Source organism: Pseudomonas sp. MNR3A, from assembly GCF_009650575.1.
Classification (GTDB): Bacteria; Pseudomonadota; Gammaproteobacteria; order Pseudomonadales; family Pseudomonadaceae; genus Aquipseudomonas; species Aquipseudomonas machongensis.
Genome location: NZ_VZZS01000009.1, coordinates 226032 through 251479, shown reverse-complemented (window position 1 = coordinate 251479; position 25448 = coordinate 226032). Strand labels below are relative to the sequence as shown.

At 62.1% G+C, this 25448-nt stretch carries 27 protein-coding genes and 1 other RNA gene; 20 read left to right on the top strand and 8 right to left on the bottom strand.

What is annotated here, in order from left to right:
* Positions 1-116: 116 nt before the first annotated feature.
* Positions 117-1322, top strand: a complete 1206-nt coding sequence (locus F6X62_RS08305; protein WP_153773198.1) for a methionine gamma-lyase — start codon at positions 117-119, stop codon at positions 1320-1322.
* A gap of 61 nt (positions 1323-1383) precedes the next feature.
* Here the strand turns inward: F6X62_RS08305 and F6X62_RS08300 are convergent, their stop codons facing one another.
* Positions 1384-1821, bottom strand: coding sequence for a YhcB family protein (locus F6X62_RS08300; RefSeq protein WP_054893983.1), 438 nt, complete (start codon positions 1819-1821; stop codon positions 1384-1386).
* Between the two features lie 135 nt (positions 1822-1956).
* Between F6X62_RS08300 and F6X62_RS08295 the strand changes: the two genes are divergently transcribed.
* The 3 genes from F6X62_RS08295 (at position 1957) to zapE (ending at position 5146) form a co-directional block, all read left to right on the top strand.
* Positions 1957-2592, top strand: coding sequence for an alpha/beta hydrolase (locus F6X62_RS08295; protein ID WP_153773197.1), 636 nt, complete (start codon positions 1957-1959; stop codon positions 2590-2592).
* Positions 2593-2617: 25 nt separating this feature from the next.
* Complete coding sequence (locus tag F6X62_RS08290) at positions 2618-3967, top strand: tryptophan--tRNA ligase (RefSeq protein ID WP_153773196.1); 1350 nt, start codon at positions 2618-2620, stop codon at positions 3965-3967.
* 84 nt (positions 3968-4051) lie between these two features.
* On the top strand, positions 4052-5146 hold the full coding sequence (zapE, locus tag F6X62_RS08285; protein ID WP_054893986.1) for a cell division protein ZapE: 1095 nt from the start codon (positions 4052-4054) through the stop codon (positions 5144-5146).
* A gap of 61 nt (positions 5147-5207) precedes the next feature.
* Here the strand turns inward: zapE and F6X62_RS08280 are convergent, their stop codons facing one another.
* Together F6X62_RS08280 and F6X62_RS08275 are read right to left on the bottom strand one after the other, a co-directional pair.
* Positions 5208-6104 (bottom strand): GlxA family transcriptional regulator, encoded by an 897-nt coding sequence (locus F6X62_RS08280; RefSeq protein ID WP_172964850.1) that lies wholly within the window; start codon positions 6102-6104, stop codon positions 5208-5210.
* A 237-nt stretch (positions 6105-6341) separates the two neighbouring features.
* Positions 6342-7382 carry an NADP(H)-dependent aldo-keto reductase gene (locus tag F6X62_RS08275; RefSeq protein ID WP_112899090.1) on the bottom strand — a complete coding sequence of 347 codons (1041 nt, stop codon included), beginning with the start codon at positions 7380-7382 and terminating at the stop codon, positions 6342-6344.
* A gap of 257 nt (positions 7383-7639) precedes the next feature.
* Here F6X62_RS08275 and rplM point away from each other — a divergent pair, with 257 nt between their 5' ends.
* The 7 genes from rplM (at position 7640) to F6X62_RS08240 (ending at position 12508) form a co-directional block, all read left to right on the top strand.
* Positions 7640-8068: a 50S ribosomal protein L13 gene (gene rplM / locus F6X62_RS08270; RefSeq protein WP_054893988.1), complete on the top strand. Its 429-nt coding sequence runs from the start codon at positions 7640-7642 to the stop codon at positions 8066-8068.
* A gap of 14 nt (positions 8069-8082) precedes the next feature.
* Positions 8083-8475: a 30S ribosomal protein S9 gene (gene rpsI, locus F6X62_RS08265; protein WP_054893989.1), complete on the top strand. Its 393-nt coding sequence runs from the start codon at positions 8083-8085 to the stop codon at positions 8473-8475.
* Between the two features lie 262 nt (positions 8476-8737).
* Positions 8738-9331: a ubiquinol-cytochrome c reductase iron-sulfur subunit gene (petA, locus tag F6X62_RS08260; protein WP_054893990.1), complete on the top strand. Its 594-nt coding sequence runs from the start codon at positions 8738-8740 to the stop codon at positions 9329-9331.
* Positions 9331-10542, top strand: a complete 1212-nt coding sequence (locus F6X62_RS08255; protein WP_054893991.1) for a cytochrome bc complex cytochrome b subunit — start codon at positions 9331-9333, stop codon at positions 10540-10542. The genes petA and F6X62_RS08255 overlap by 1 nt, the downstream gene beginning before the upstream one ends.
* Complete coding sequence (locus F6X62_RS08250; RefSeq protein ID WP_054893992.1) at positions 10542-11321, top strand: cytochrome c1; 780 nt, start codon at positions 10542-10544, stop codon at positions 11319-11321. Before F6X62_RS08255 ends, F6X62_RS08250 begins: the two co-directional genes overlap by 1 nt.
* A 121-nt stretch (positions 11322-11442) precedes the next feature.
* Positions 11443-12066, top strand: coding sequence for a glutathione S-transferase N-terminal domain-containing protein (locus F6X62_RS08245; protein WP_153773195.1), 624 nt, complete (start codon positions 11443-11445; stop codon positions 12064-12066).
* Between the two features lie 10 nt (positions 12067-12076).
* Positions 12077-12508 (top strand): ClpXP protease specificity-enhancing factor, encoded by a 432-nt coding sequence (locus tag F6X62_RS08240; RefSeq protein WP_153773194.1) that lies wholly within the window; start codon positions 12077-12079, stop codon positions 12506-12508.
* Between the two features lie 46 nt (positions 12509-12554).
* Here the strand turns inward: F6X62_RS08240 and F6X62_RS08235 are convergent, their stop codons facing one another.
* The 5 genes from F6X62_RS08235 to F6X62_RS08215 all read right to left on the bottom strand — a co-directional run bounded on the left by F6X62_RS08235 (position 12555) and on the right by F6X62_RS08215 (position 16299).
* On the bottom strand, positions 12555-12773 hold the full coding sequence (locus F6X62_RS08235) for a YgdI/YgdR family lipoprotein (protein WP_063546018.1): 219 nt from the start codon (positions 12771-12773) through the stop codon (positions 12555-12557).
* 80 nt (positions 12774-12853) lie between these two features.
* Positions 12854-13432, bottom strand: a complete 579-nt coding sequence (locus tag F6X62_RS08230; protein WP_063546017.1) for a BON domain-containing protein — start codon at positions 13430-13432, stop codon at positions 12854-12856.
* Positions 13429-14022 carry a phosphoheptose isomerase gene (locus F6X62_RS08225; protein WP_054893997.1) on the bottom strand — a complete coding sequence of 198 codons (594 nt, stop codon included), beginning with the start codon at positions 14020-14022 and terminating at the stop codon, positions 13429-13431. Before F6X62_RS08225 ends, F6X62_RS08230 begins: the two co-directional genes overlap by 4 nt.
* Before the next feature lie 88 nt (positions 14023-14110).
* Positions 14111-14482, bottom strand: a complete 372-nt coding sequence (locus F6X62_RS08220) for a YraN family protein (RefSeq protein WP_054893998.1) — start codon at positions 14480-14482, stop codon at positions 14111-14113.
* Positions 14482-16299, bottom strand: coding sequence for a penicillin-binding protein activator (locus F6X62_RS08215; protein WP_153773193.1), 1818 nt, complete (start codon positions 16297-16299; stop codon positions 14482-14484). The genes F6X62_RS08220 and F6X62_RS08215 overlap by 1 nt, the downstream gene beginning before the upstream one ends.
* 187 nt (positions 16300-16486) lie before the next feature.
* Here F6X62_RS08215 and rsmI point away from each other — a divergent pair, with 187 nt between their 5' ends.
* The 9 genes from rsmI (at position 16487) to mraY (ending at position 25447) form a co-directional block, all read left to right on the top strand.
* Positions 16487-17362, top strand: a complete 876-nt coding sequence (rsmI, locus tag F6X62_RS08210; protein WP_153773192.1) for a 16S rRNA (cytidine(1402)-2'-O)-methyltransferase — start codon at positions 16487-16489, stop codon at positions 17360-17362.
* A gap of 67 nt (positions 17363-17429) precedes the next feature.
* An RNA gene (gene rnpB, locus F6X62_RS08205) (RNase P RNA component class A) lies at positions 17430-17789 on the top strand.
* Between the two features lie 309 nt (positions 17790-18098).
* On the top strand, positions 18099-18554 hold the full coding sequence (gene mraZ / locus F6X62_RS08200) for a division/cell wall cluster transcriptional repressor MraZ (protein ID WP_153773191.1): 456 nt from the start codon (positions 18099-18101) through the stop codon (positions 18552-18554).
* Positions 18551-19498 (top strand): 16S rRNA (cytosine(1402)-N(4))-methyltransferase RsmH, encoded by a 948-nt coding sequence (gene rsmH, locus F6X62_RS08195; RefSeq protein ID WP_153773190.1) that lies wholly within the window; start codon positions 18551-18553, stop codon positions 19496-19498. Before mraZ ends, rsmH begins: the two co-directional genes overlap by 4 nt.
* The gene (gene ftsL, locus F6X62_RS08190; protein ID WP_063546012.1) at positions 19495-19788 is read left to right on the top strand and encodes a cell division protein FtsL; all 294 of its coding nucleotides are present in this window, start codon (positions 19495-19497) and stop codon (positions 19786-19788) included. The genes rsmH and ftsL overlap by 4 nt, the downstream gene beginning before the upstream one ends.
* On the top strand, positions 19788-21518 hold the full coding sequence (locus F6X62_RS08185; protein ID WP_162714455.1) for a penicillin-binding protein 2: 1731 nt from the start codon (positions 19788-19790) through the stop codon (positions 21516-21518). The genes ftsL and F6X62_RS08185 overlap by 1 nt, the downstream gene beginning before the upstream one ends.
* Positions 21518-23005 carry a UDP-N-acetylmuramoyl-L-alanyl-D-glutamate--2,6-diaminopimelate ligase gene (locus F6X62_RS08180; protein ID WP_153773189.1) on the top strand — a complete coding sequence of 496 codons (1488 nt, stop codon included), beginning with the start codon at positions 21518-21520 and terminating at the stop codon, positions 23003-23005. Before F6X62_RS08185 ends, F6X62_RS08180 begins: the two co-directional genes overlap by 1 nt.
* Positions 22998-24365, top strand: a complete 1368-nt coding sequence (murF, locus tag F6X62_RS08175; RefSeq protein WP_153773188.1) for a UDP-N-acetylmuramoyl-tripeptide--D-alanyl-D-alanine ligase — start codon at positions 22998-23000, stop codon at positions 24363-24365. The genes F6X62_RS08180 and murF overlap by 8 nt, the downstream gene beginning before the upstream one ends.
* Entirely contained in the window at positions 24365-25447 is a 1083-nt protein-coding gene (gene mraY / locus F6X62_RS08170; protein ID WP_054894005.1) for a phospho-N-acetylmuramoyl-pentapeptide-transferase, read from the top strand. Before murF ends, mraY begins: the two co-directional genes overlap by 1 nt.
* The last annotated feature ends 1 nt before the right edge of the window (position 25448 follow it).

Sequence of the window (25448 nt, the reverse complement as noted above, 5' to 3'; positions counted from 1 at the left end):
TTTTCGGTCTGATTGTTGTTTTTGTTCCAGAACTGCCGATGTTCACGGGGCAATTTGGAAAAAAATCCGGTGTGCCAAGGCATAAGCTTAGAACAAACAACAAGGAGGCTGTTGTCATGCGCGCCACTGTCGACAAGACCGGTTTTTCCACGCGGGCCATTCACCATGGCTACGACCCGCAGTCCCACGGTGGTGCGCTGGTGCCGCCGGTCTACCAGACCGCGACCTACGCGTTCGAAAGCGTCGAGTATGGTGCGGCCTGTTTTGCCGGCGAGCAGGCCGGGCATTTCTACAGCCGTATCTCCAACCCGACCCTGTCCCTGCTCGAGCAGCGCATGGCTTCGCTTGAAGGTGGCGAGGCGGGCCTGGCGCTGGCCTCGGGGATGGGCGCCATCACTTCAACGCTGTGGACGCTGCTGCGTCCCGGTGATGAGCTTATCGTCGGCGATACCCTGTATGGCTGCACCTTCGCTTTCCTGCACCATGGCATCGGCGAATTCGGCGTCAAGGTGAAACATGTCGATCTGAACGATCCCGCTGCGCTCGAGGCGGCGATCACCTCCAATACACGGATGATCTATTTCGAAACCCCGGCCAACCCCAACATGCACCTGGTGGACATCGCCGCAGTGGTGGGCGTGGCGCGCCAGCATGAGCTGCTGGTGGTGATCGACAACACCTACTGCACCCCCTATCTGCAACGCCCGCTGGAGCTGGGCGCGGACCTGGTGGTGCATTCGGCGACCAAGTACCTCAGTGGCCATGGCGATATCACCGCGGGATTGGTGGTGGGGCGCAAGGCGCTGATCGACCGCATTCGCCTGGAAGGCTTGAAGGACATGACCGGCGCCGTGCTGTCGCCGCACGACGCATCGCTGCTGATGCGCGGTATGAAAACCCTGGCCCTGCGCATGGGGCGCCATTGCAGCAATGCCTTGCGCGTGGCGCAGTTCCTGGAGCGTCATCCGCAGGTCGAGCTGATTCATTACCCGGGCCTGCCTAGCTTTGCGCAGTTCGGCCTGGCGCAGCGGCAGATGCGTTTGCCGGGCGGGATGATTGCCTTCGAGCTCAAGGGCGGCATCCAGGCGGGGCGACGCTTCATGAACGCGTTGCAGTTGTTCAGCCGCGCAGTGAGCCTGGGGGATGCCGAGTCGCTGGCGCAACACCCGGCGAGCATGACCCATTCGAGCTACACGCCCGAGGAACGGGCGCGGCATGGGATTTCCGAAGGGTTGGTGCGGTTGTCGGTGGGCCTGGAGGATATCGACGACCTGCTGGCAGATCTTGGGCAGGCCCTCGGGAGCCGTGTTCGAGTTGAGTGATGGCCACTTCTCACGGGCACAAAAAAGGCCGCTTTACGCGGCCTTTGTCATGCTTGCTGGGTCAGCGCTTGAGGCCGTAGCTCTCGTCGAGCATGCCCGGCGAGTTCGGCGCCTTGGGCGCGTAGTCACGTGGGACTTCGGCGGTATCCTTCGGCGGTGTCAGGCGATCGCGCGGACCTTGCGCGGCTTCGGAGTGCAACGAAGCGAGCAGGCGCTGACGGGTCAGTTCGTCCAGGGCCAGGCGATTGGCCCCGTCGGCCAGGTGATCCTGCACATCCTGGTAGCTCTGGGTCAGTTTCTTGACCAGCGAAGCAGTGCTGTTGAAGTGGGTGACCACTTCGTTCTGGTAATTGTCGAAACGCTGCTGGATGTCATCCAGCTGGCGTTGCGTACTGCTGGGAGCCGCGTTGGGGAGAAGGCGGGCCAGGGCGAAACCGACGACGACACCAACGACCAGTGCCAGGGTCGGCAGCAACCAAACAAGGAGCGAGTGTTCCACGAGTCCTTCCTCTATAAACGGCTTTGCTTTACGTTAACGGCTCAGACCTGCGCTGTATACCGCGAGCAATCGCAAATCAGAACAGAATTCCCCCTCTAGACGAATCGACCCCCCTCGAGGTCACGGAGTAGTGCCTTGCTTGTCCGCGAAACCCCCTTGTTCATCGACGGCCCCAGTGGCCAGCTGGAAGCCTTGTACCTGGACGTGGAAGATGCCCGCGGCGTGGTGCTGATCTGCCACCCCAACCCGGTCCAGGGCGGCACCATGCTCAACAAGGTGGTCTCGACGCTGCAACGCACGGCTCGCGATGCCGGCTACAGCACCCTGCGCTTCAACTACCGTGGCGTTGGCCAGAGTGCCGGCAGCCACGACATGGGGGCTGGCGAAGTGGCCGATGCCGAGGCCGCCGCGGTCTGGCTGCGCGACAAACACCCTGAGCTGGCGCTGGTACTGATGGGCTTCTCGTTCGGGGGCTTCGTCGCCGCCAGCCTGGCCGGACGCCTCGAGGCCGACGGGGTGACGCTGCAACATCTGTTCATGATTGCCCCGGCGGTGATGCGCCTGACCGAGCAGTTCCCGCTGGCGCAGCAGTGCCCGATCACCGTGGTCCAGCCTGACACCGACGAGGTGGTCGACCCTGAGCTGGTCTATGAATGGTCCGACACACTGACGCGCCCCCATGAGCTGCTGAAAGTGGCAGAATGCGGACACTTCTTCCATGGCAAGCTGACCGATCTGAAGGATCTGGTGCTGCCACGTCTTTCGAACTGAGCCAAGCCTGAATAAGCGATCACCCATGACCACGCGCATTCTCACCGGTATCACCACCACCGGCACTCCGCACCTGGGCAACTACGCCGGTGCCATCCGTCCGGCGATCCTCGCCAGCCAGCAGCCCGGTGCCGACTCGTTCTACTTCCTGGCCGACTATCACGCCCTGATCAAGTGCGATGACCCGTTGCGCATCCAGCGCTCGCGCCTGGAAATCGCCGCCACCTGGCTGGCCGGTGGCCTGGATCCGGACAAGGTCACGTTCTACCGTCAGTCCGACATTCCCGAGATCCCCGAGCTGACCTGGCTGCTGACCTGCGTGGCTGCCAAGGGCCTGCTCAATCGTGCCCACGCCTACAAGGCCTCGGTCGACAAGAACCTGGAAAACGGCGAAGACCCGGATGCCGGTGTGTCCATGGGCCTGTACAGCTATCCGGTGCTGATGGCTGCCGACATCCTGATGTTCAATGCGCACAAGGTCCCGGTCGGTCGTGACCAGATCCAGCACGTTGAAATGGCGCGTGACATCGGCCAGCGCTTCAACCACCTGTTCGGCCAGGGCAAGGAGTTCTTCGTCCTGCCCGAGGCGGTGATCGAGGAGAGCGTGGCCACGCTTCCGGGCCTGGACGGTCGCAAGATGTCCAAGAGCTACGACAACACCATTCCGCTGTTCACCAGCGCCAAGGACATGAAGGACGCCATCTCGCGCATCGTCACCGATTCGCGTGCCCCAGGCGAGGCGAAGGATCCGGACAACTCCCACCTGTTCACCCTGTACCAGGCCTTCGCCAGCGCCGCACAAGCCGGCGAGTTCCGCGAAGAGCTGCTGCAGGGCCTGGGCTGGGGCGAGGCGAAAAACCGCCTGTTCCAGTTGCTCGACGGCCAGTTGGCCGAGAAGCGCGAGCACTACCATCAACTGATCTCGCGGCCGTCGGACCTGGAAGACATCCTCCTGGCCGGCGCCGCCAAGGCCCGCAAGATTGCCACGCCGTTCCTCGAGCAGTTGCGCGAATCGGTGGGCCTGCGCTCCTTCCGCAGCAGCGTCCAGGTCAACGCCGAAGTGAAGAAGAAGGCCGCCAAGAGCGCGCGCTTCGTCAGCTTCCGCGATGAAGACGGCAGCTTCCGCTTCCGCCTGCTGGCCGCCGATGGCGAGCAATTGTTGCTGTCGCGCAGCTTCGCCGACGGCAAGAGTGCAGGCGCGGTGAGCAAGCAACTGCAGCAGGGTGGCGAGGCGGATGTGCGCGTAGATGGCCTCGGCTTCAGCCTGTGGCTCGATGGCGAGCAGGTGGCCGACGGGCCGCAGTTCGCCGATGCAAGCGCCCGTGATGCGGCGGTGCTGAGCCTGCGTGAGGCGTTGTCGCCCCAGCAGGACTGAGGCATATTGACACAAGTCTGATTGCCATTAAGCGGGCCGGTCGCTACAGTGACGGCCCGTTTTTTGTTGCCTCGCTAACGAATCATGACGCCCCTAGAACGATATCAAGCAGATCTGAAACGCCCCGATTTCTTCCATGACGCGGCGCAGGAAACGGCTGTGCGTCACTTGCAGCGCCTGTACGACGACCTGGTCGCCGCGCAGAACAACAAGCCGGGCGTGTTCGGCAAGCTGTTCGGCAAGAAGGAGCAGACGCCGGTCAAAGGCCTGTATTTCTGGGGCGGGGTGGGGCGTGGCAAGACCTACCTGGTCGACACCTTCTTCGAGGCGCTGCCGTTCAAGGAGAAGATGCGCACCCACTTCCACCGCTTCATGAAGCGTGTGCACGAGGAAATGAAAACCCTCAAGGGTGAGAAGAACCCGCTGACCATCATCGCCAAGCGCTTCTCCCAGGAAGCCAAGGTGATCTGCTTCGATGAGTTCTTCGTGTCCGACATCACCGATGCGATGATCCTCGGCACTTTGATGGAAGAGCTGTTCAAGAACGGCGTCTCGTTGGTGGCGACCTCCAACATCGTGCCGGACGGCCTGTACAAGGACGGCCTGCAGCGTGCGCGCTTCCTCCCGGCCATCGCCATGATCAAGCAGTACACCGATGTGGTGAACGTCGACAGTGGCGTCGACTATCGCTTGCGCCACCTGGAGCAGGCCGAGCTGTTCCACTTCCCGCTCAACGAAGCTGCCCACGAGAGTCTGCGCGCCAGTTTCAAGGCACTGACCCCCGATTGCACCCAGGCGGTCGAGAACGACGTGCTGATGATCGAGAATCGCGAGATCCACGCGTTGCGCACCTGTGACGACGTCGCCTGGTTCGACTTCCGCGCCCTGTGCGACGGTCCGCGTAGCCAGAACGACTACATCGAGTTGGGCAAGATCTTCCATGCCGTGCTGCTGAGCAATGTCGAGCAGATGGGCGTCACCACCGACGACATCGCCCGCCGCTTCATCAACATGGTCGACGAGTTCTATGATCGCAACGTCAAGCTGATCATTTCGGCCGAAGTCGAGCTCAAGGACCTCTACACCGGCGGGCGCCTGAGCTTCGAGTTCCAGCGTACCCTCAGCCGACTGCTGGAAATGCAGTCCCACGAGTTCCTGGCTCGCGCGCACAAACCCTGAAGCCATGCCTGACCCCTGGCAGGCGCGGGCTTGGCGCACGCGCTAGGGGAGGTTGGTGTTCTCAGGCTTCCTGCATGAACTGCTGCCGATACTGGTTCGGCGACAGTTCAGTGTGCTGGCGGAAGAGTCGGGCGAAGAAGCTCGCGTCGTCGTATCCCACCTCATAACTGATGGTCTTGATGCTCTTGCGGGTGCTCGAGAGCAGGCCCTTGGCTGTCTCGATGCGCAGGCGCTGCAGGTAGTGCAGTGGCTTGTCCCCGGTCGCGCTCTGGAAGCGGCGCATGAAGTTGCGGATGCTCATGCCATGGTTGCGCGCCACGTCCTCGAAACGGAACTTGTCGGCGAAGTGCTCCTCCAGCCAGTGCTGGATCTGCAGGATGATCAGGTCCTGGTGCAGCTTCTGGCCGCCAAAGCCCATGCGCCCCGGCGTGTAGTTGCGCTGCACTTCGTAGAGGATGTCGCGAGCCACCGCCCGCGCGACGTTGGCGCCGCAGAAGCGCTCGATCAGGTAGATGTACAGGTCGCAGGCCGAGGTGGTGCCGCCGGCGCAGTACAGGTTGTCGGCGTCGGTCAGGTGCTTGTCCTGATTCAGGCGGATAGTGGGGAAGCGTTCGGCGAAGCTGTTGAAGAAACGCCAGTAGGTGGTCGCCTCCTTGCCATCGAGCAGGCCTGACTCTGCGAGCCAGAACACGCCGCTGGCTTCACCGCACAGCACGGCGCCACGGGCGTGCTGCTCACGCAGCCAGGGTAGGACTTGCGGGTAGCGGGCGAGCAGGTTGTCGAAGTCGTCCCAGAACGCCGGGAGGATGATCACATCGGCGTCACCCAGGCCACTGTCCACGGGGAGTTGTACGTCGCTGAAGCTGTCCACCGGCTGGCCGTCAGGGCTCACCAGGTGAATTTCGAACATCGATTGCAGCCCCAGGCCCAGTTGCTTGCTGTAACGCAGGCTGGCCAAGTGGAAGAAGTCCTTGGCCTGCATCAGTGTCGAAGCGAACACCTTATCAATGGCCAGGATGCTGACGCGCCGCAACGACGCGGAGGGTTGGGTAAACATCATTGTCATTGTTCTTATAGGGTAGAGTGGTCAATCACCGGCTGGATCGTCTTATTTTTTGGCGATTGTGTCTACCCCGAAGAAATGCGCTGCCTTCTTCGCGGGCCTACCTGCGAAGAAGGCAGCAATGCTATCGCCTCAAGGCGCCGGATTCGGCTGCCCTTGGTGAATCGCCTCGATCGCCGCCAGCAGTTCGTCGCCAAGTTTCAGTTCGATGCTTGCCAGGTTGCTGCGCAACTGCTCGAGGCTGGTCGCCCCGATGATGTTGCTGGTCACGAACGGCTGGCGGGTGACGAACGCCAGGGCCATCTGCGCCGGATCCAGGCCATGTTCGCGGGCCAATTGCACGTAGCGGCTGCAGGCGGCCACGGTCTGCGGGTTGGAGTAGCGGGCGAAGCGGCTGAACAGGGTCAGGCGTGCATTTTCAGGGCGCGCGCCGTTTTCGTACTTGCCCGACAGCATGCCGAAGGCCAGCGGCGAATAAGCCAGCAGGCCGCACTGCTCGCGGATCGCTACTTCCGCCAGGCCCACCTCGAAGCTGCGATTGAGCAGGTTGTAAGGGTTCTGGATCGAAACTGCACGTGGCCAGCCCCGGCTTTCGGCCAGGTGCAGGAACTTCATGGTGCCCCACGGCGTTTCGTTGGACAGGCCGATGTGGCGGATCTTGCCGGCGCGCACTTGCTCGTCGAGCACCTCCAGCGTTTCCTCCAGCGGCGTGAACAGGTCGTTGGGCAGGTGCTGGTAGCCCAGCTTGCCGAAGAAGTTGGTCGAACGTTCCGGCCAGTGCAGTTGGTAGAGGTCGATGCGGTCGGTCTGCAGGCGCTTGAGGCTTTCGTCCAGCGCGGCGACGATGTGCTGGCGGTTGTGCTTGAGCTGGCCGTCGCGGATATGGCTGATGCCGTTGCCGGGGCCGGCGACTTTGCTGGCGAGGATCCAGTCGTCACGGTCGCCATTGGCGGCGAACCAGTTGCCGATGATGCGTTCGGTGGCCGCGTAGGTCTCCGGGCGCGGCGGCACCGGGTACATTTCGGCGGTATCGATGAAGTTGATGCCGGCGGTCTTGGCCAGGGCGATCTGCTCGAAGGCCTCATCCTGGACGTTCTGCTCACCCCAGGTCATGGTGCCCAGGCACAGTGCGCTGACGTTGAGGTCGGTACGGCCGAGCTTGCGGTATTCCATCGGAAGGCTCTCTGCTGGACAAAGAAACCATCAAAGCAGGTTGAAAATCTTTGCGCAATCTGGATAATGCTGGGCCTCTCCGTGTGGCGGAAGTGATGCACCACCACGCAGGAAGAACCCCGTCGATCATGGGCGTGCCCGACCCGAGCCCCCAAAAGCGTCCGTGCTCGGCTGCGCGCTTGCCCTTGGCAAGTTGTGCACTATCCAGTAAGATTCGCCGTCTATTTTTCGCTGGGCGGCCTCTGAGGCTTTAGAGAATGAAAACTTTTACTGCTAAACCGGAAACAGTAAAGCGCGAGTGGTTCGTAATCGATGCCGCTGGTCAGACCCTGGGTCGTCTGGCTACCGAAATCGCTACCCGTCTGCGCGGCAAACACAAGCCTGAGTACACTCCTCACGTTGACACCGGCGACTACATCGTCGTCATCAACGCCGAGCAGGTTCGTGTAACTGGTGCCAAGTCTTCGGACAAGATGTACTACTCCCACTCCGGCTTCCCAGGTGGCATCAAGGAAATCAGCTTCGAGAAGCTGATCGACAAGGCCCCTGAGCGCGTCATCGAGACCGCGGTCAAAGGCATGCTGCCGAAGAACCCGCTGGGTCGCGACATGTACCGCAAGCTGAAAGTGTACGCGGGTGCTACCCACCCTCACACTGCTCAGCAGCCTCAAGAACTGAAGATCTAACGGGATAGTTCATTATGTCGGCGACTCAAAATTACGGCACTGGCCGTCGCAAGACCGCAACCGCTCGCGTTTTCCTGCGTCCGGGTACTGGTAACATCTCCATCAACAACCGTCCTCTGGACACTTTCTTCGGTCGCGAAACCGCTCGCATGGTTGTTCGCCAGCCGCTGGAACTGACCGAGACCGTTGAGAAGTTCGACATCTACGTCACCGTCGCCGGTGGTGGTGTCAGCGGTCAGGCCGGTGCTATCCGCCACGGTATCACCCGCGCCCTGATGGAATACGACGAAACCCTGCGTGGCGCTCTGCGTCGTGCTGGCTACGTCACCCGCGACGCTCGTGAAGTCGAGCGTAAGAAAGTGGGTCTGCGTAAAGCGCGTAAGCGTCCTCAGTACTCCAAGCGTTAATACCGCTTCGGCAGTCGAAAAAGCCCGGTTCCTTGGAACCGGGCTTTTTTTATGTCTTGAACTAACCTGTCAGCATGTCCGGGCCGAGTTGCCACATAGACGCAGATCAAGCAAAGCGAGGGTTGTAGCCCGAACCAGGGGTAATCACCTTGTCAGTGTGTGGATTTGTTTCTTACCATGGCGGCCAATTTTTAGCGCCACAGACATTACTAATAGACGCCTGATCCAGCGGGCGAGAAGAAAGCTGATGGGAGAGGACTGAATGAGCAATGACGGCGTCAACGCAGGCCGGCGCCGCTTCCTCGTAGCTGCCACATCCGTGGTGGGGGCTGCGGGGGCAGTGGGGGCTGCGGTACCGTTCGTGGGGTCATGGTTCCCCAGTGCCAAGGCGAAAGCCGCTGGGGCACCGGTGAAGGTCAACATCGCCAAGGTAGAGCCCGGGCAGCAGATGGTTGCCGAATGGCGTGGTCAACCGGTGTTCATCGTGCGACGAACGCAAGAGATCCTCGGCAATCTGAAAAAGATCACCGCAGACCTGTCCGACCCCGAGTCCAAGGCTTCGGTGCAGCCGACCTACGTCGATCCCGAGGTCCGCTCGATCAAGCCTGAAATCCTCATTCTCGTTGGCTTGTGCACCCACCTGGGGTGCTCGCCGACTTTCCGTCCGGAAGTCGCCCCCGCCGACCTCGGTCCTAAGTGGGTCGGTGGCTATTTCTGCCCTTGCCATGGCTCGCACTACGATTTGGCAGGTCGCGTCTACAAGTCGCAGCCAGCCCCGCTCAATCTGCCAGTGCCGCCGCACTCGTACGAGTCGGACGACATCATCGTCATCGGCGTCGATCAGGAGAACGCATGATGAGCAAGTTCATGGACTGGATTGACGCTCGCTTCCCCGCCACGAAAATGTGGGAAGACCACCTGAGCAAGTATTACGCGCCCAAGAACTTCAACTTCCTGTACTTCTTTGGCTCTCTCGCGCTGCTGGTGCTGGTCAACCAGATCGTCACGGGAGTCTGGCTGACCATGAGTTTCACGCCCTCGGCAGAAGAGGCCTTCGCCTCGGTCGAGTACATCATGCGCGATGTCGAGTACGGCTGGATCCTGCGCTACCTGCACTCCACCGGCGCCTCGGCGTTCTTCATCGTGGTCTATCTGCACATGTTCCGCGGGTTGCTCTACGGCTCCTACCAGAAGCCCCGTGAACTGGTGTGGCTGTTCGGCATGCTGATCTACCTGGCGCTGATGGCCGAGGCCTTCATGGGTTACCTGCTGCCGTGGGGGCAGATGTCCTACTGGGGCGCCCAGGTGATCATCTCGCTGTTCGGTGCCATTCCGGTGATCGGTGATGACCTCACTCAATGGATCCGTGGTGACTACCTGATCTCCGGCATCACCCTGAACCGCTTCTTCGCCCTGCATGTGGTAGCGCTGCCGATCGTCATTCTCGGGCTTGTGGTACTGCATATCCTGGCGCTGCACGAGGTGGGTTCGAACAACCCGGACGGTGTCGACATCAAGAAGCACAAGGACGAAAACGGCGTACCGCTGGATGGCATCCCCTTCCACCCGTACTACACGGTGAAAGATATCGTCGGGGTCGTGGTATTCCTCTTCGTGTTCTGTGCTGTGGTGTTCTTCTTCCCGGAAATGGGTGGCTACTTCCTGGAAAAACCGAACTTCGAGCAGGCCAACGCCTTCAAGACGCCCGAGCACATTGCGCCGGTGTGGTACTTCACGCCCTTCTACGCGATCCTGCGGGCGGTGCCTGACAAGCTGTTCGGTGTCATCGCCATGGGCGCGGCGATCGCGGTGCTGTTCGTGTTGCCCTGGCTCGATCGCAGTCCGGTGCGCTCCATGCGCTACAAGGGCTGGTTGAGCAAGATCTTCCTGCTGGTGTTCTGCGTGGCCTTCATCATTCTCGGCGTGCTCGGTGTGCTGGCGCCTACGCCCGGACGGACCCTGCTGTCCCAGGTCTGCACCGTGCTGTATTTCGCCTACTTCCTGCTGATGCCGTTCTACACAAGGCTCGAGAAGACAAAACCGGTTCCGGAAAGGGTGACTGGCTGATGAAAAAGTTTATTGCAGTAATGTTCCTGGCGTTGATGCCTGCCTTATCCTTTGCTGCCGAGCAGGGTGTGGAGCTGCAGAAGGTCGATATCGACCTGACCGACAAGGCCGCGTTGCAGGATGGGGCGCGAACCTTCGCCAACTATTGCATGGGTTGCCACAGCGCCAAGTTCCAGCGTTACGAGCGGGTTGCCGATGACCTCGGCATCCCCCACGAGCTGATGCTTGAAAAGCTGGTGTTCACGGGGGCCAAGATTGGCGATCACATGAAGATCGGCATGCAGCCCAGCGATGCCAAGACCTGGTTCGGTGCGGCGCCGCCCGATCTCACGTTGGTCGCCCGAGTGCGGGGTAACGATTGGCTGTACAGCTACCTGCACAGCTTCTACGAAGACAAGTCGCGCCCTTATGGGGTGAACAACAAGGTCTTCCCGAACGTGGGCATGCCCAACGTGCTGGTCGGGCTGCAGGGCAACCAGGTGATTGGGTGCAAGCAGATCCAGACAGTGGTCGACGGCAAGAAGCAATTCGACCCGCTGACTGGCAGTCCTTTGACCCATGAAGCCTGTGACCAGCTGACCATCGAGCCGAAATCCGGTACCCTGACGCCCGAGCAGTTCGACGAGAAGGTCAAGAACCTGGTGACCTTCCTGGCCTATTCGGCCAACCCGGTCAAACTGGAAAGTCAGCGCATCGGCACCTATGTCCTGCTGTACCTGGCTTTCTTCTTCGTGTTCGCCTACTTGCTCAAGCGCGAATACTGGAAGGACGTGCACTGATCACGCAGTAGTTTCTGGTAGTTGAACGCGCCCTGGGGCGCTCCTGCGCAATCGCGAGGAGCCTCCCAGGGCGCGTTTGCATTTGCAGTTTCACAAGCATCCCCATGCGAGGAGGAGCTACATGGGCGCGACCAACAGGTTAGCCTGCTATTCCGACCCCGCTGACCATTATTCTCATCGGGTACGCCTTGTTCTCGCCGAGAAGGGCGTCAGTGTGCAGATCATCGACGTCATCGCCGATCGTCTGCCGCCCAAACTGATCGAAGTGAACCCCTATGGCAGCGTGCCAACCCTGGTCGACCGCGACCTGGCGTTGTACGAATCGACCGTGGTGATGGAATACCTCGAGGAGCGTTATCCTCATCCGCCGCTGATGCCGGTATACCCGGTGGCGCGCGGCAACAGCCGCCTGCTGATGCACCGTATCCAGCGTGACTGGTGTGCACTGGCTGATGTCATTCTCGATCCGCGTGCCGCCGAGGCTGCGCGTGGCGAGGCGCGCAAGACGCTGCGCGAGAGTCTGACGGGTGTCTCGGCGCTGTTCGGCGAGTTTCCCTGCTTCATGAGCGAGGAGCAAAGCCTGGTCGATTGTTGTCTACTGCCCATACTCTGGCGATTGCCGGTCCTGGGTATCGAACTGCCGCGGCAAGCCAAGCCGCTGCTGGATTATATGGAGCGACAGTTCGCCCGCGAGCCTTTCCAGGCGAGCCTGTCCGCTGCTGAACGTGAAATGCGCAAGCTTTAAGGAGCCGTTGATGAACTCCAGTCGCCCCTATCTGGTTAGAGCACTGTACGAGTGGATCGTCGACAACGATTGCACCCCCCATATGCTGGTCAATGCCGAGTATCCGGCGGTCCAGGTGCCCCAGGGATTTGCCAGCGATGGCCAGATCGTCTTGAACATCTCGCCCAGCGCCGTGCGTAACCTGCACATGGACAACGACGCGGTGAGCTTCGAGGGGCGGTTCAGTGGCGTGGCCCATTCGCTCTATGTGCCGGCAGGCGCGATCCTGGGTCTCTATGCTCGAGAGAATGGCCAGGGCATGGTGTTCGAGCTGGAGCCGCCGTTGATGGATGGCGAAGAGCTCGGTGACGAAGGCGTTGAGCCTGATGATGATGGCCCGCCGGAGGGGGGTGGCCAGCCGCCGCGACCCACTGGGCGGCCGAGCTTGAAAGTGGTCAAGTAATAAAAAAGGCGATCCATCCGGATCGCCTTTTTTATTCAAGTTCGGATTACAGGTCCTTGATCGTGCGGACCTGGTCCTTGTTGATGCGGGTCGGCTTGCCGTCCAGCTGCTTGAATTCGTAGAAGCCCGAATCTTTGTCGAACTTTGGCGTGTCGAGCGTCTGCAGCTCGCGGCCGTCGTTGAGGGTGATCGTGCTCGGGGTGGAGCAGCCGGCCAAGGTGGCGAAGGCTGTGATGGCGAGAAGGGACAGCAGGGACTTCTTCATGGGCTTTCCTGGGTTGTTTGCGGCAATACCTGGTGCGATGGGCCACAGCGCGCATTCATCGCGCGCCGTGGCCCTGGATATCAATCGATGTACTCGAACAGCTTGACGATCTTCTGTACGCCAGACACACCTTGAACCACGTTGGTGGCGGCGTTGGCTTCCTGCTGGGTGACCAGGCCGAGCAAGTAGACGATGCCGTTCTCGGTGATCACCTTGATGCGCGAGCTGGGCACGTTGGCGTCACCGATCATCTGGGTCTTGATCTTGGTGGTCAGCCAGGTGTCGTTGTTGCGTGCCAGGATCGACGAGGGCTGCATCACCTGCAGTTCGTTATGCACCTTCTTGACCCGTTGTACCTGGCCGGCGGTCTGCTCGGCGAGGCTCTTCAGGTCGGCGCGCGGGGTCTGGCCGGCGAGCAGGACGATGCCGTTGTAGCTGCTGACGACGATGTGCGAGCCCTTGTCCAGGTCTGGGCTTGCCTTGGCCACGTTGACCGAAACCTTGGTTTCGATCAGCGAATCGTCGATCTTGCTACCAATGGTGCGTGTACCGCGGTCATCCTCGATCGGCGAGTTGCGGGTCGAGGTCAATACCGAGCTGCAGCCGGAAATACCGAGGCACAGGGTCAGGGCCATGAGGCCGAGGCGCTTGGGGATCATTCTTCACTCCCGAACAGTTGGCTGTCGATCAGATCGCACAGGCAATGGATCGCCAGCAGGTGGACTTCCTGGATGCGCGCAGTGACCGTGGAGGGGACGCGGATCTCCACATCCTCGGGCAGTAGCAGCGAAGCCATACCGCCGCCGTCACGTCCGGTCAATGCTACGACAATCATTTCACGATCATGTGCGGCCTGGATCGCCTGAATCACATTGGCCGAGTTGCCGCTGGTGGAGATCGCCAGCAGTACATCGCCTGGTTGGCCCAGGGCGCGGATCTGCTTGGAGAAGACTTCGTTGTAGCTGTAGTCGTTGGCGATCGAGGTGATGGTCGAGCTGTCGGTGGTCAGGGCGATGGCCGGCAGGCTCGGACGCTCGCGCTCGAAGCGGTTGAGCAGTTCCGAGGAAAAATGCTGGGCGTCACCCGCCGAGCCGCCGTTGCCGCAGGCGAGCATCTTGCCCTCGTTGAGCAGCGCGTTGACCATGACCAGGCTGGCCTGCTCGATGTGCGGTGCCAGGATGTCCATTGCCTGTTGCTTGGTATCGATGCTGGCCTGGAACAGCCGGCGAATTCGGGATTGCATGTCCATCTGGTGTGACCTTAAGTGCGGCGGAGGCCTGCGCGACGCGCGACAGGGGCCAGCCCGCGAAACATAGAGCAAAGAAATCGGAATGGGTTCAGCATTCGAAGGCGTTTTTCAGCCATTGAAGCGGCCGACCTGCATGGTGGCTGCCCTGCAGGGCGACTACGTCGAAGCGGCAGGGGTGATCGGCCCAGCGGGGCTCCTTCAGCAGGAACATGTTGGCGGCAAGCGCCAGACGTTTCTGCTTGCGCCCGTCGATACTTCCGACGGCGCCGCCGAAGTCCACGTGCAAGCGGTAGCGGACTTCGACGAATACTACTGTATCGGCGTCGAGCATGACCAGATCAAGCTCGCCTCCCTTGCATCGCCAATTGCGCGTCAGCAGCTGCAGGCCTTGCCCTCGAAGATAATCGAGGGCTTGGTTTTCTGCCGCGAGCCCGGCGCTGGTAGGCGAGGCGTCGGGCATCAGCGAGCCGTGTCCGGCAGGCGCTTGACCTGGCCGCCGGAGAACTCGGCCCAGGGCAGTTGGCGCTCGATACGCTGGTTGGCGTTGATGCTCAGGCTGCCGGACAGGCCCTCGACGCGGTTGTCAGGCAGCGCCTTGAGCTGGCCGAGGCGTGGCGCCAGGCTATAGGCATCGACCCCCATGGCGTACAGGCGACCCAGGCTGCCGGCAGCCTGCGGCCACTGCTGGACCACCTGCTGGCGCAGGCTGTTGGTGTTGTCCAGCAGCCATGGGGTTTCGCAGAAGCGAATGCCGTTCATGTCGTTGTACTGGTTCACGTCTCCACTGGCGCTGTAGAGGTTGGAGGTCGCATAGACCGGCACGTCACCCGCGTACTGGAAGTTGAGGGTCGGCTTGATCTGTTGGGCCTGCTGCGGGGTGGCAGCGAGGAAGATGAAATCGATGTCCTGGCGACGCGACGGTTGTGCGGCGACATTGCCACTCACGGCACTCTGCAGGCTCTTGGCGCGACCTTCGCTCTGGCGCAGCTGGAACAGATCGGCGATCTGTTGAGCCAGGGCCACCGGCTGGGCGATGCGCTCGGCAGCGAGCAGGGTGCCGCCGTTGCCTTCCCAGTCCTGACGGAAAGCTGCGAGCACGCGGTCGCCCCATTCGCCGCTCGGCACCAGGGCCACGGCGCGGACCAGGCCGTCTGCGCGGGCACGGCGAGAGACTTCGCGGGCTTCGTCCTCGGCGGCGAGGCCGAACTGGAACAGTTGTGGTGGCGATTTCTGCCCGGCCTCGGCGTAGTTCAGCGCCAGGGTGGTGATGGGCAGTTGCGGGTAGTCGGCGAGTTTTTTCACCAGTGGTTTTTCGAGCGGACCGATCACCAGCTGTACGCCGGCCGCCTGGGCCTGGCGATAGAAGTCATCCAGCGAGGTGAGGCGCGAGCTGTCGAAAACCTGAACCGCCGGCGCTGGCTGGCCGGATTGCTGGGCCTGGAAGTGGGCTGCCATGAAGCCGTCGCGCAGTGCACGGGCTACACCGGCCAGCGGGCCTTCCTGTGGCAGCAGCAGGGCGATCTTGGTCAGTGGCTGGCTGGCCAGTTGCTTGAGTTTGACCAGTGCGTCAGGCAACTGCTTGGCGGCCGGATGATCGGCATGTTGCTGGCGCCAGTTATCGATGGCGGCCTGCTGCTGTTCCAGGGTGCCGGCGCTCTTGACCGCCAGGGCCAGGCTGGTCCAGCCGGCGAGGGTCGGATTGCTGGTCGGTTGCTGCAATTGGTCGGCGGGCAGCGAGGCTACCAGCGACCAGATGGCATCGTTGTTCTTGGCTGCGGCCGGGCCGCTGAGCAGTGGGGCGAGCAAGACGCGCTGCTGGGCAGCAGGGAGTGCCTGGCCGTCGGCTTCGAGGGCTGCAGCATGCACGCTATAGGTGCGTACCTGCAGCTCTTCGGGCAGCTCGCCGACACGTTGCAGGCTTGGGTGCGACAGTGCGCCGAGGGCGGCTTTGGGCTGGTTGCGGCTCATCGCCAGTTCGGCGGCCAGGGTGCTGGCGAACACCTGTTGCGCGGGTTTGAGCGTGTCCAGTGGAACCTGCTCGAGGATGCGTGCGGCGCGTGGGAAGTCCTTCTGCCGGTAGGCCATGTCGGCGGCGCTCAGGCGCAGCAGCGCGGCGTCTTCGACGGACTTGCTGGAAGCCGCCTTCTCGAGCAGTTGCTCGATGCTGGCGTCCGGGGTGCGTGGCAGTTCGCCCAGGCTGGATGAGGGCGAGCTGGCGCAGGCTGCCAGCAGGGCAGCGAGACAGAGGGCTGTGAGCAGCCGCAGGCAAGCGATCATGTAAGGGTCCTGTTACTCGATCAAGTTGGCCGGCAATTGTACCCAAGCGCTGGCCGGGGCGCGATCTTGCTGACGCTGATCCTTCACTATAGGTCGCATGTCAGGGGATGGCGGCCAAGTTCTTTGCGCCTTGTTGCGGGCGCTCGGGCTACAATGGCGCCTTTGATCGGCAAGGCAGGTGTGTGCAGTGACTGATGTTGCAGGGGTTCCAAAATCCATAGCGGGTACGCTTTACGTCGTTGCGACGCCCATCGGCAACCTCGACGACATGAGCGCCCGGGCACTCAAGGTGCTGGCCGGCGTGGCGCTGATCGCGGCCGAGGATACCCGCCATTCTGTGCGCCTGCTTCAGCACTTCGGCATCGAGACGCCGCTGGCGGCCTGTCATGAGCACAACGAGCGCGACGAAGGCAGTCGCTTCATCACGCGCTTGCTGGCGGGGGACGATGTGGCGCTGGTGTCCGACGCCGGCACACCGCTGATTTCCGATCCGGGCTATCACCTGGTGCGCCAGGCGCGGGCTGCCGGGGTGAGGGTGGTGCCGGTGCCAGGGGCGTGTGCGCTGATCGCTGCGCTGTCGGCAGCAGGGCTGCCCTCTGATCGCTTCATCTTCGAGGGATTCCTGCCGGCAAAGGCTGTCGGGCGCCATGCGCGACTGGAGCAGGTCAAGGAGGAGCCCCGGACCTTGATCTTCTATGAGGCGCCGCATCGCATCCTCGAATGCCTGGAGGACATGGAGGCGGTATTCGGGGGTGAGCGCCCGGCCGTTCTGGCGCGAGAGCTGACCAAGACGTTCGAGACGCTCAAGGGGTTGCCGTTGGCCGAGTTGCGCGCCTTTGTCGCAGCGGATACCAATCAGCAGCGTGGGGAATGCGTGGTGCTGGTCGCGGGCTGGAGTGCGCCGCAAGACGATCAGGCGATCAGCAGCGACGCCATGCGTGTGCTGGACCTGTTGCTGGCAGAATTGCCGCTCAAGCGGGCGGCGGCATTGGCGGCGGAAATTACTGGCGTGCGTAAGAATCTTCTTTATCAAGCGGCGCTGGATAAACAGAAAAACCACTAGCGGCGTAATGATATTATTTGCGGTATTGCTTGTTCTTGCTCGCGCCTGCCGTTACCCTTACCGGCGGAGAGTCGATCGGACAGTCGCTGCCTGCATTTGTTCCGCAAAAGCAGGGGGAGGAAAGTCCGGGCTCCGCAGGGCAGAGTGCCAGGTAACGCCTGGGAGGCGCGAGCCTACGGAAAGTGCCACAGAAAACAACCGCCTAAGCACTTCGGTGCCGGTAAGGGTGAAAAGGTGCGGTAAGAGCGCACCGCGCGACTGGCAACAGTTCGTGGCTAGGTAAACCCCACTCGGAGCAAGACCAAATAGGGTTCCTTATGGCGTGGCCCGCGTCGGAACCGGGTAGGTTGCTAGAGGCGTCCAGTGATGGCCGTCGTAGAGGAATGACTGTCCTCGACAAAACCCGGCTTACAGATCGACTCTCCACCTCTTCTTTCCCTGCTTGAATCGATAGCAGATCCCTCCTGGTAATGCCGAAAAGTTCTTACTCTTGATAATTCACTTTAACTTCACACTCTATCCGTTTGAGTGCGCTTGATTTTTCCCGCCAGTTTTTTCTCCCGGTAGTCCTTCCGCCTTCCTTTGTTGCGCTAAATCTCGGTCCTGTAAGGGTTTTCCTTATGAACGCGCCTTGACGGTGTGGCGGACGGATTCCTATAGTGTGCGCAAGTGGCAGAAAGTGGGATGAAGTGGGTTTTCTGGCACAAAAAAGTTAACATTGTGGGGAATCGCAGCCGTGTTCCGCGGAGCTAACGCCGTCAGCCTCGATGCAAAGGGCCGTCTCGCCATGCCGAGCCGGTACCGTGACGAGCTCGATTCGCGTTGCAATGGTCAACTTATCGTGACCATCGACGCTGTTGATCCCTGCTTGTGTGTTTATCCCCTCAATGAGTGGGAGCAGATAGAAGCCAAGTTGCGTGCCTTGCCGTCGCTGCGTGAGGAAAACCGTCGCCTGCAGCGTTTGCTGATCGGTAATGCGGTGGACCTGGAGCTCGATGGCAGTGGTCGTTTCCTGGTGCCGCCCCGTTTGCGTGAGTACGCCAAGCTCGACAAGAAGGCGATGCTGGTGGGGCAACTGAACAAATTCCAGCTGTGGGATGAGGATGCCTGGAACGCGGTTTCGGCAGCCGACCTCGCAGCTATTCAACAACCGGGCGCCATGCCCGATGAACTGCGTGACCTGATCCTGTGACGATAGATAGCGGCTTCAACCACATCACCGTATTGCTCGACGAAGCTGTCGAGGCATTGGCCCTGCGCGCCGACGGTTGCTATCTGGACGGGACCTTCGGTCGCGGTGGGCACAGTCGTCTCATTCTCAGCAAGCTCGGGCCGCAAGGGCGGCTGCTGGGCTTCGACAAGGATCCACAGGCGATTGCCACGGGGCAAGCGCTGGCGGCCGAAGACGGCCGCTTTGTCATTGTGCAGCGGAGCTTCGCCGAGCTCGGTGATGAAGTGCGCGCGCGCGCGCTGGACGGCAAGGTCAGCGGTATCCTGCTCGACCTGGGTGTCTCCTCGCCGCAGCTGGACGATCCCGAGCGCGGCTTCAGTTTCCTCAACGATGGCCCGCTGGACATGCGCATGAATCCGGGCCAGGGCATCAGCGCGGCCGAGTTCATCGCGACCGCCCCCGTCGAAGAAATAGCCCGCGTGTTCAAGGAGTACGGCGAGGAGCGTTTTGCCGGCCGCATGGCGCGTGCGGTGGTCGAGCGTCGCGAGAAGCAGCCCTTCACCCGTACTGCCGACCTGGCCGAAGTGCTCAAGGTCGCCAACCCTGCTTGGGAAAAGGGCAAGAACCCGGCAACTCGGGCCTTCCAGGGGCTGCGCATTCACGTCAATAACGAGCTGGGTGACCTGGAAACCGGCCTCGACGCCGCGCTCGAGGCGCTGGAAGTCGGCGGCCGCTTGGCGGTGATCAGCTTCCACTCGCTGGAAGACCGTATCGTCAAACTGTTCATGCGCAAGCTGGTCAAGGGCGAGGCGGATAACCTGCCACGCAACCTGCCGGTGCAGCACAAGGTCTTCGAACCTCGTATCAAGCTGATCGGCAAGGCGCAGTTCGCCTCCGATGCGGAACTCAAGGCCAACCCGCGTGCGCGCAGCGCCGTCATGCGCGTGGCGGAGAAGCTGCGGTGAGTCGCCTGTTCGCCAAGCCATTGCCAGGCGGAAGCTTCCTGATGCTTCTGCTGTTCGTTGGCGTGCTGGTGTCGGCCATCGCTGTCTCCTACAGCGCGCACTGGAACCGCCAGTTGCTCAACACGCTCTACAACGAGCTGAGCGAACGCGACAAGGCCCAGGCTGAGTGGGGGCGCCTGATTCTCGAGCAGAGCACCTGGACTGCCCACAGCCGCATCGAAAGCCTGGCCGCCGGCCAGTTGAAGATGCGCGTGCCCAACGCTGACGAAGTGCGGATGGTGACGCCATGATGAAGCTCGAGGGTGCACTCTACCCCTGGCGCTTCCGGGTCGTCGTTGGCCTGCTGGCGTTGATGGTCGGCGCCATCAGCTGGCGGATCATCGACCTGCAGGTGGTCGACCGCGACTTCCTCAAGGGCCAGGGTGATGCTCGCAGCCTGCGCCATATTCCGATTCCTGCACACCGTGGCCTGATCACCGATCGCAATGGTGAGCCTCTGGCTGTCAGTACGCCGGTCACCACGCTGTGGGCAAACCCCAAGGAGATGCAGGCGTCCAAGGATCGCTGGCCGCAACTGGCCGCTGTGCTGGGGCAGAACCCGCAGCAATTGATCGAGCGCCTCACCCAGCAGGCCAACAAGGAGTTCATCTACCTGGTTCGTGGCCTCACGCCCGAGCAGGGCCAGCAGGTGCTCGACCTTAAAGTGCCCGGTGTCTACGGCCTCGAAGAGTTCCGCCGCTTCTATCCGGCGGGTGATGTCACCGCGCACATGGTGGGTTTCACCGACCTGGATGACCATGGCCGTGAAGGTGTCGAGCTCGCCTACGACGAGTGGCTGGCCGGGGTGCCTGGCAAGCGACAAGTGATCAAGGACCGGCGCGGTCGCCTGATCAAGGATATTCAAGTCACGAAGAACGCCAAGGCCGGTAAGACCTTGGCGTTGTCGATAGATCTGCGCCTGCAGTACCTGGCGACTCGCGAGCTGCGCAACGCCATCGCCGAACAGGACGCCAAGGCCGGCAGCCTGGTGATCATGGACGTCAAGACCGGCGAGGTCCTGGCGATGGTCAACCAGCCAACGTACAACCCCAACAACCGCCGCAGCATGTTCCCGGCAGCCATGCGTAACCGGGCCATCATCGATGTCTTCGAGCCCGGCTCCACGGTCAAGCCGATCTCCATGAGTGCGGCCCTGCAGAGCGGGCGCTGGAAACCGACCGACAAGGTCGAGGTGTATCCGGGCAGCCTGCAGATCGGTCGCTACACGATCAAGGACGTGTCCAGGAGCGAGGGCCCGATCCTCGACCTGACCGGCATCCTGATCAACTCCAGTAACGTCGGCATGAGCAAGATCGCCTTCGATATCGGCGGCGAAGCCATCTATCGGGTGATGTCGCAGGTCGGCCTGGGGCAGTACACCGGCCTGGGCTTCCCGGGCGAGCGTGTTGGCAACCTGCCCAATCATCGTGAGTGGCGCAAGGCCGAGACAGCCACGCTCTCCTATGGATACGGCGTATCGGTCACCGCCCTGCAGTTGGTTCACGCCTACGCCGCGCTGGCCAACGACGGCAAGATGGTGCCGCTGTCGATTCTCAAGGTCGACAAGGCGCCGGAAGCCGTGCAAGCCATTCCGCAAGAAACCGCCAAGACCGTGCAGGGCATGTTGCAGCAGGTGATCGAAGCGCCGCGTGGTGTGTTCCGCGCCCAGGTACCGTTCTACCACGTCGCTGGCAAGTCGGGTACGGCGCGCAAGGCCACGGTCGGCTCCAAGGGCTACACCGAAAACGCCTACCGCTCGCTGTTCGCAGGCTTCGGCCCGATGAGCGACCCGCGCTACGCCATCGTTGTGGTCATCGACGAGCCGGGCAAGGGCGGCTACTTCGGTGGCCTGGTCTCGGCGCCGGTGTTCAGCAAGGTCATGTCCGGCACCCTGCGGCTGATGAACGTGCCGCCGGATAACCTGCCGCCCGCGAACGCGCAGCAGGCCAGTGCAGTACCCGCCAAGGGAGGGCGTGGTTGATGACGATGCCATTGAGCAAGCTTTTCGCCCATGCCAGCCGCGATCCGTTGATTCGCGAGCTGACGCTCGACAGCCGCCAGGTGCGGCCGGGTGATCTGTTCCTGGCGGTGCCAGGTGCCAAGGTCGATGGTCGTGATCACATCGTCGATGCGCTTGCCCGCGGTGCCGCCGCCATTGCCTATGAAGAGCAGGGCGCCACGGTGTTGCCGCTGACCGACGTGCCGCTGATTCCGGTCAAGGGCCTGATCGCGCAACTGTCGGCCATCGCCGGCCGCTTCTATGGCGAGCCGAGCCGCCAACTCAATCTGGTCGGTGTGACCGGCACCAACGGCAAGACCAGCGTGACGCAACTGCTCGCCCAGGCCCTTGATCAGTTGGGCCAGCGCTGCGGTCTGATCGGCACCTTGGGCACCGGTTTCTACGGGGACTTGCAGAGCGGCCGCCTGACCACGCCAGATCCGATCGCCGTGCAAGCCACGCTCAACGACCTGAAGAAGGGTGGCGCTGAGGCCGTGGCGATGGAAGTGTCTTCCCATGCCCTGGAGCAGGGGCGCGTGGCAGCACTGGCCTTCGATATCGCGGTGATGACCAACCTGTCGCGCGATCACCTTGACTACCACGGCAGCATGCAGGCCTACGAGGCCGCCAAGGCCAAGCTGTTCGCCTGGCCGGACCTGCGCTGGCAGGTGGTCAACCTGGACGACGCCTTTGGTCGTCGTCTGGCCGAGGACTTTGCCCGCCGCCCGAGTGCCGATCATATCGAGACCCGGCTGCTCAGCTATAGCCTGGAAAACCCGGACGCCTCGCTGTTCTGCCGCGAAGCCCTTTTCGACGACGATGGCGTGTGCGCCATCCTGGTCACCGCTCAAGGCGAACGCACACTGCGCAGCCAACTGCTCGGGCGTTTCAACCTGAGCAACATGCTCGCTGCCGTGGCCACGCTGCTGGCGCTGGATTACTCGCTGGACGAAATCCTGAAAGTCATCCCGCAGTTGCAAGGGCCTGTCGGTCGCATGCAGCGCCTGGGCGGGGGAGCCAAACCGCTGGTGGTGGTCGATTACGCTCACACCCCCGATGCGCTGGAAAAGGTGCTCGAAGCCCTGCGTCCGCACGCCCACGGCAAGCTGCTGTGCCTGTTCGGTTGCGGCGGGGATCGCGATCGCGGCAAGCGTCCGCTGATGGCCGAAGTGGCCGAGCGTCTTGCCGACCGCGTGCTGGTCACCGACGACAACCCGCGTACCGAGGATCCGCTGCGGATCTTCGATGACATTCGCCCTGGTTTCGCCAAGCCTGCCGACGCCGAGTTCGTCGCCGGTCGCGGCGAAGCCATCGCACACCTGATCGCCACCGCTGCCGCCGACGATGTGATCGTGCTGGCCGGCAAGGGGCACGAGGATTACCAGGAGATCAATGGCGAGCGCCTTGTTTTCTCCGATCTGGTCGAAGCCGAGAAGGCGCTTTCAGCCTGGGAGGCTCCACATGCTTAAGCCCATGACACTCAGCCAGCTGACCGCAGCACTGAGTGCTCGTCTGGTCGGGGCCGACGCCACCTTCACCGGTGTCAGCATCGACAGCCGCAGCGTGGCTGCGGGGCAACTGTTCATTGCACTGACCGGCCCGCGTTTCGATGGCCACGACTACCTTGCCGATGTGAAGGCCAAGGGCGCCGTGGCTGCGTTGGTCGAGCGCGAAATCGCCGATGTCGACTTGCCGCAGTTGCTGGTCGCCGATTGCCGCGTGGCGCTTGGCCTGCTGGGCGCGCTCAATCGCGCCGCCTTTGACAAACCGGTGGTCGCCATCACCGGCTCCAGCGGCAAGACCACGGTCAAGGAGATGCTGGCCTCCATTCTGCGCACCCGCGGCCTGGTACATGCCACCCGTGGCAACCTGAACAACGACCTCGGCGCGCCACTGACGTTGCTGGAGATCGCGCCCGATCACAGTGCTGCGGTGATCGAGCTGGGTGCCTCGCGCATCGGCGAGATTCGCTACACCGTTGGCCTGACCCAGCCACAAGTCGTCATCCTTAACAACGCCGGCACCGCCCACGTGGGTGAATTCGGCGGCCCGGAGAAGATCGTCGAGGCCAAGGGCGAGATTCTCGAAGGTTTGGGGGAGGGCGGTATCGCCGTGCTCAACCTGGACGACAAGGCCTTTGACATCTGGCACAAGCGCGCTGGCGCGCACCAGGTGTTGAGCTTTGCCCTGAACAACGAGAAGGCCGACTTCCATGCCAGCGACATCGGTCGCGATGCGCGCGGCTGCCCCTCGTTCACCCTGCACGGTCCGAGCGGTAGTGCGTCGGTGCAGTTGAACCTGCTTGGTACGCATAACGTCGCCAATGCGCTGGCCGCTGCGGCTGGCGCCCATGCCGTAGGTGTGAGCCTGCCGGGCATCGCTGCCGGCCTTGCCGCAGTGCAGCCAGTCAAGGGCCGTTCCGTGGCACAGATTGCGCCCAGCGGTGCGCGGGTGATCGACGACACCTACAACGCAAACCCCACCTCTATGTGTGCCGCCATTGATATACTCGCCGGCTTTTCCGGACGCACCGTCCTGGTGCTCGGGGATATCGGCGAACTGGGGCAATGGGCCGAGGAAGGCCACCGGCAGGTGGGCGACTACGCACGTGGCAAGGTCGATGCCTTGTACGCGACTGGCACCAACATGGTTCATGCGGTCCAGGCCTTCGGCGCCAATGGCCGCCATTTCGCTACTCAAGCTGAGCTGATCGACGCCGTTCGTGCCGAGAGCGTCAGCGATACCACTATCTTGATCAAGGGCTCGCGCAGCGCTGCGATGGAAAACGTCGTGGCTGCATTGTGTGGTGCCAGCGGGGAGAAACATTAATGCTGCTGCTGTTGGCTGAGTATCTGCAACAGTTCTACAAGGGCTTCGCGGTCTTCCAGTACCTGTCCCTGCGCGGGATCCTGGGTGTGTTGACGGCGTTGTCCCTGGCACTGTGGCTGGGGCCCTGGATGATTCGTACCCTGCAGATTCGCCAGATCGGCCAGGCTGTGCGTAACGACGGCCCGCAATCGCACCTGTCCAAGTCTGGCACCCCGACCATGGGCGGTGCGCTGATCCTGTCTGCCATCGCCATCAGCACCCTGCTCTGGGCCGACCTGACCAATCGCTATGTATGGGTGGTGTTGATCGTCACCCTGCTGTTCGGCGCCATCGGCTGGGTCGACGACTACCGCAAGGTGATCGAGAAGAACTCGCGTGGCCTGCCGAGCCGCTGGAAGTACTTCTGGCAGTCGGTGTTCGGCCTCGGGGCTGCGGTCTTCCTCTACATGACCGCCCCGACCAGCGTCGAAACCACGCTGATCGTGCCGTTCCTCAAGGACTTCACCATCCCCCTGGGCGTTGGCTTCGTGGTGCTGACCTACTTCGTCATCGTCGGTTCGAGCAATGCGGTCAACCTGACCGACGGCCTCGATGGTCTGGCGATCATGCCGACGGTGATGGTCGGCGGTGCGCTGGGCATCTTCTGCTACCTGTCGGGCAACGTGAAGTTCGCCGAGTACCTGCTGATCCCTTATGTGCCGGGCTCGGGTGAGCTGATCGTGTTCTGCGGTGCGCTGATCGGTGCAGGCCTGGGCTTCCTCTGGTTCAACACCTACCCGGCACAGGTCTTCATGGGTGACGTCGGCGCCCTGGCGCTGGGGGCGGCGCTGGGCACCATCGCCGTGATCGTCCGCCAGGAAATCGTGCTGTTCATCATGGGTGGCATCTTCGTGGTGGAAACCCTGTCGGTGGTGATCCAGGTCGCATCGTTCAAGTTGACCGGCAAGCGTGTGTTCCGCATGGCGCCGATCCATCACCATTTCGAACTCAAGGGTTGGCCCGAGCCGCGGGTGATCGTCCGATTCTGGATCATCACCGTGATTCTGGTGCTGATCGGCCTTGCCACCCTGAAACTGAGGTAAA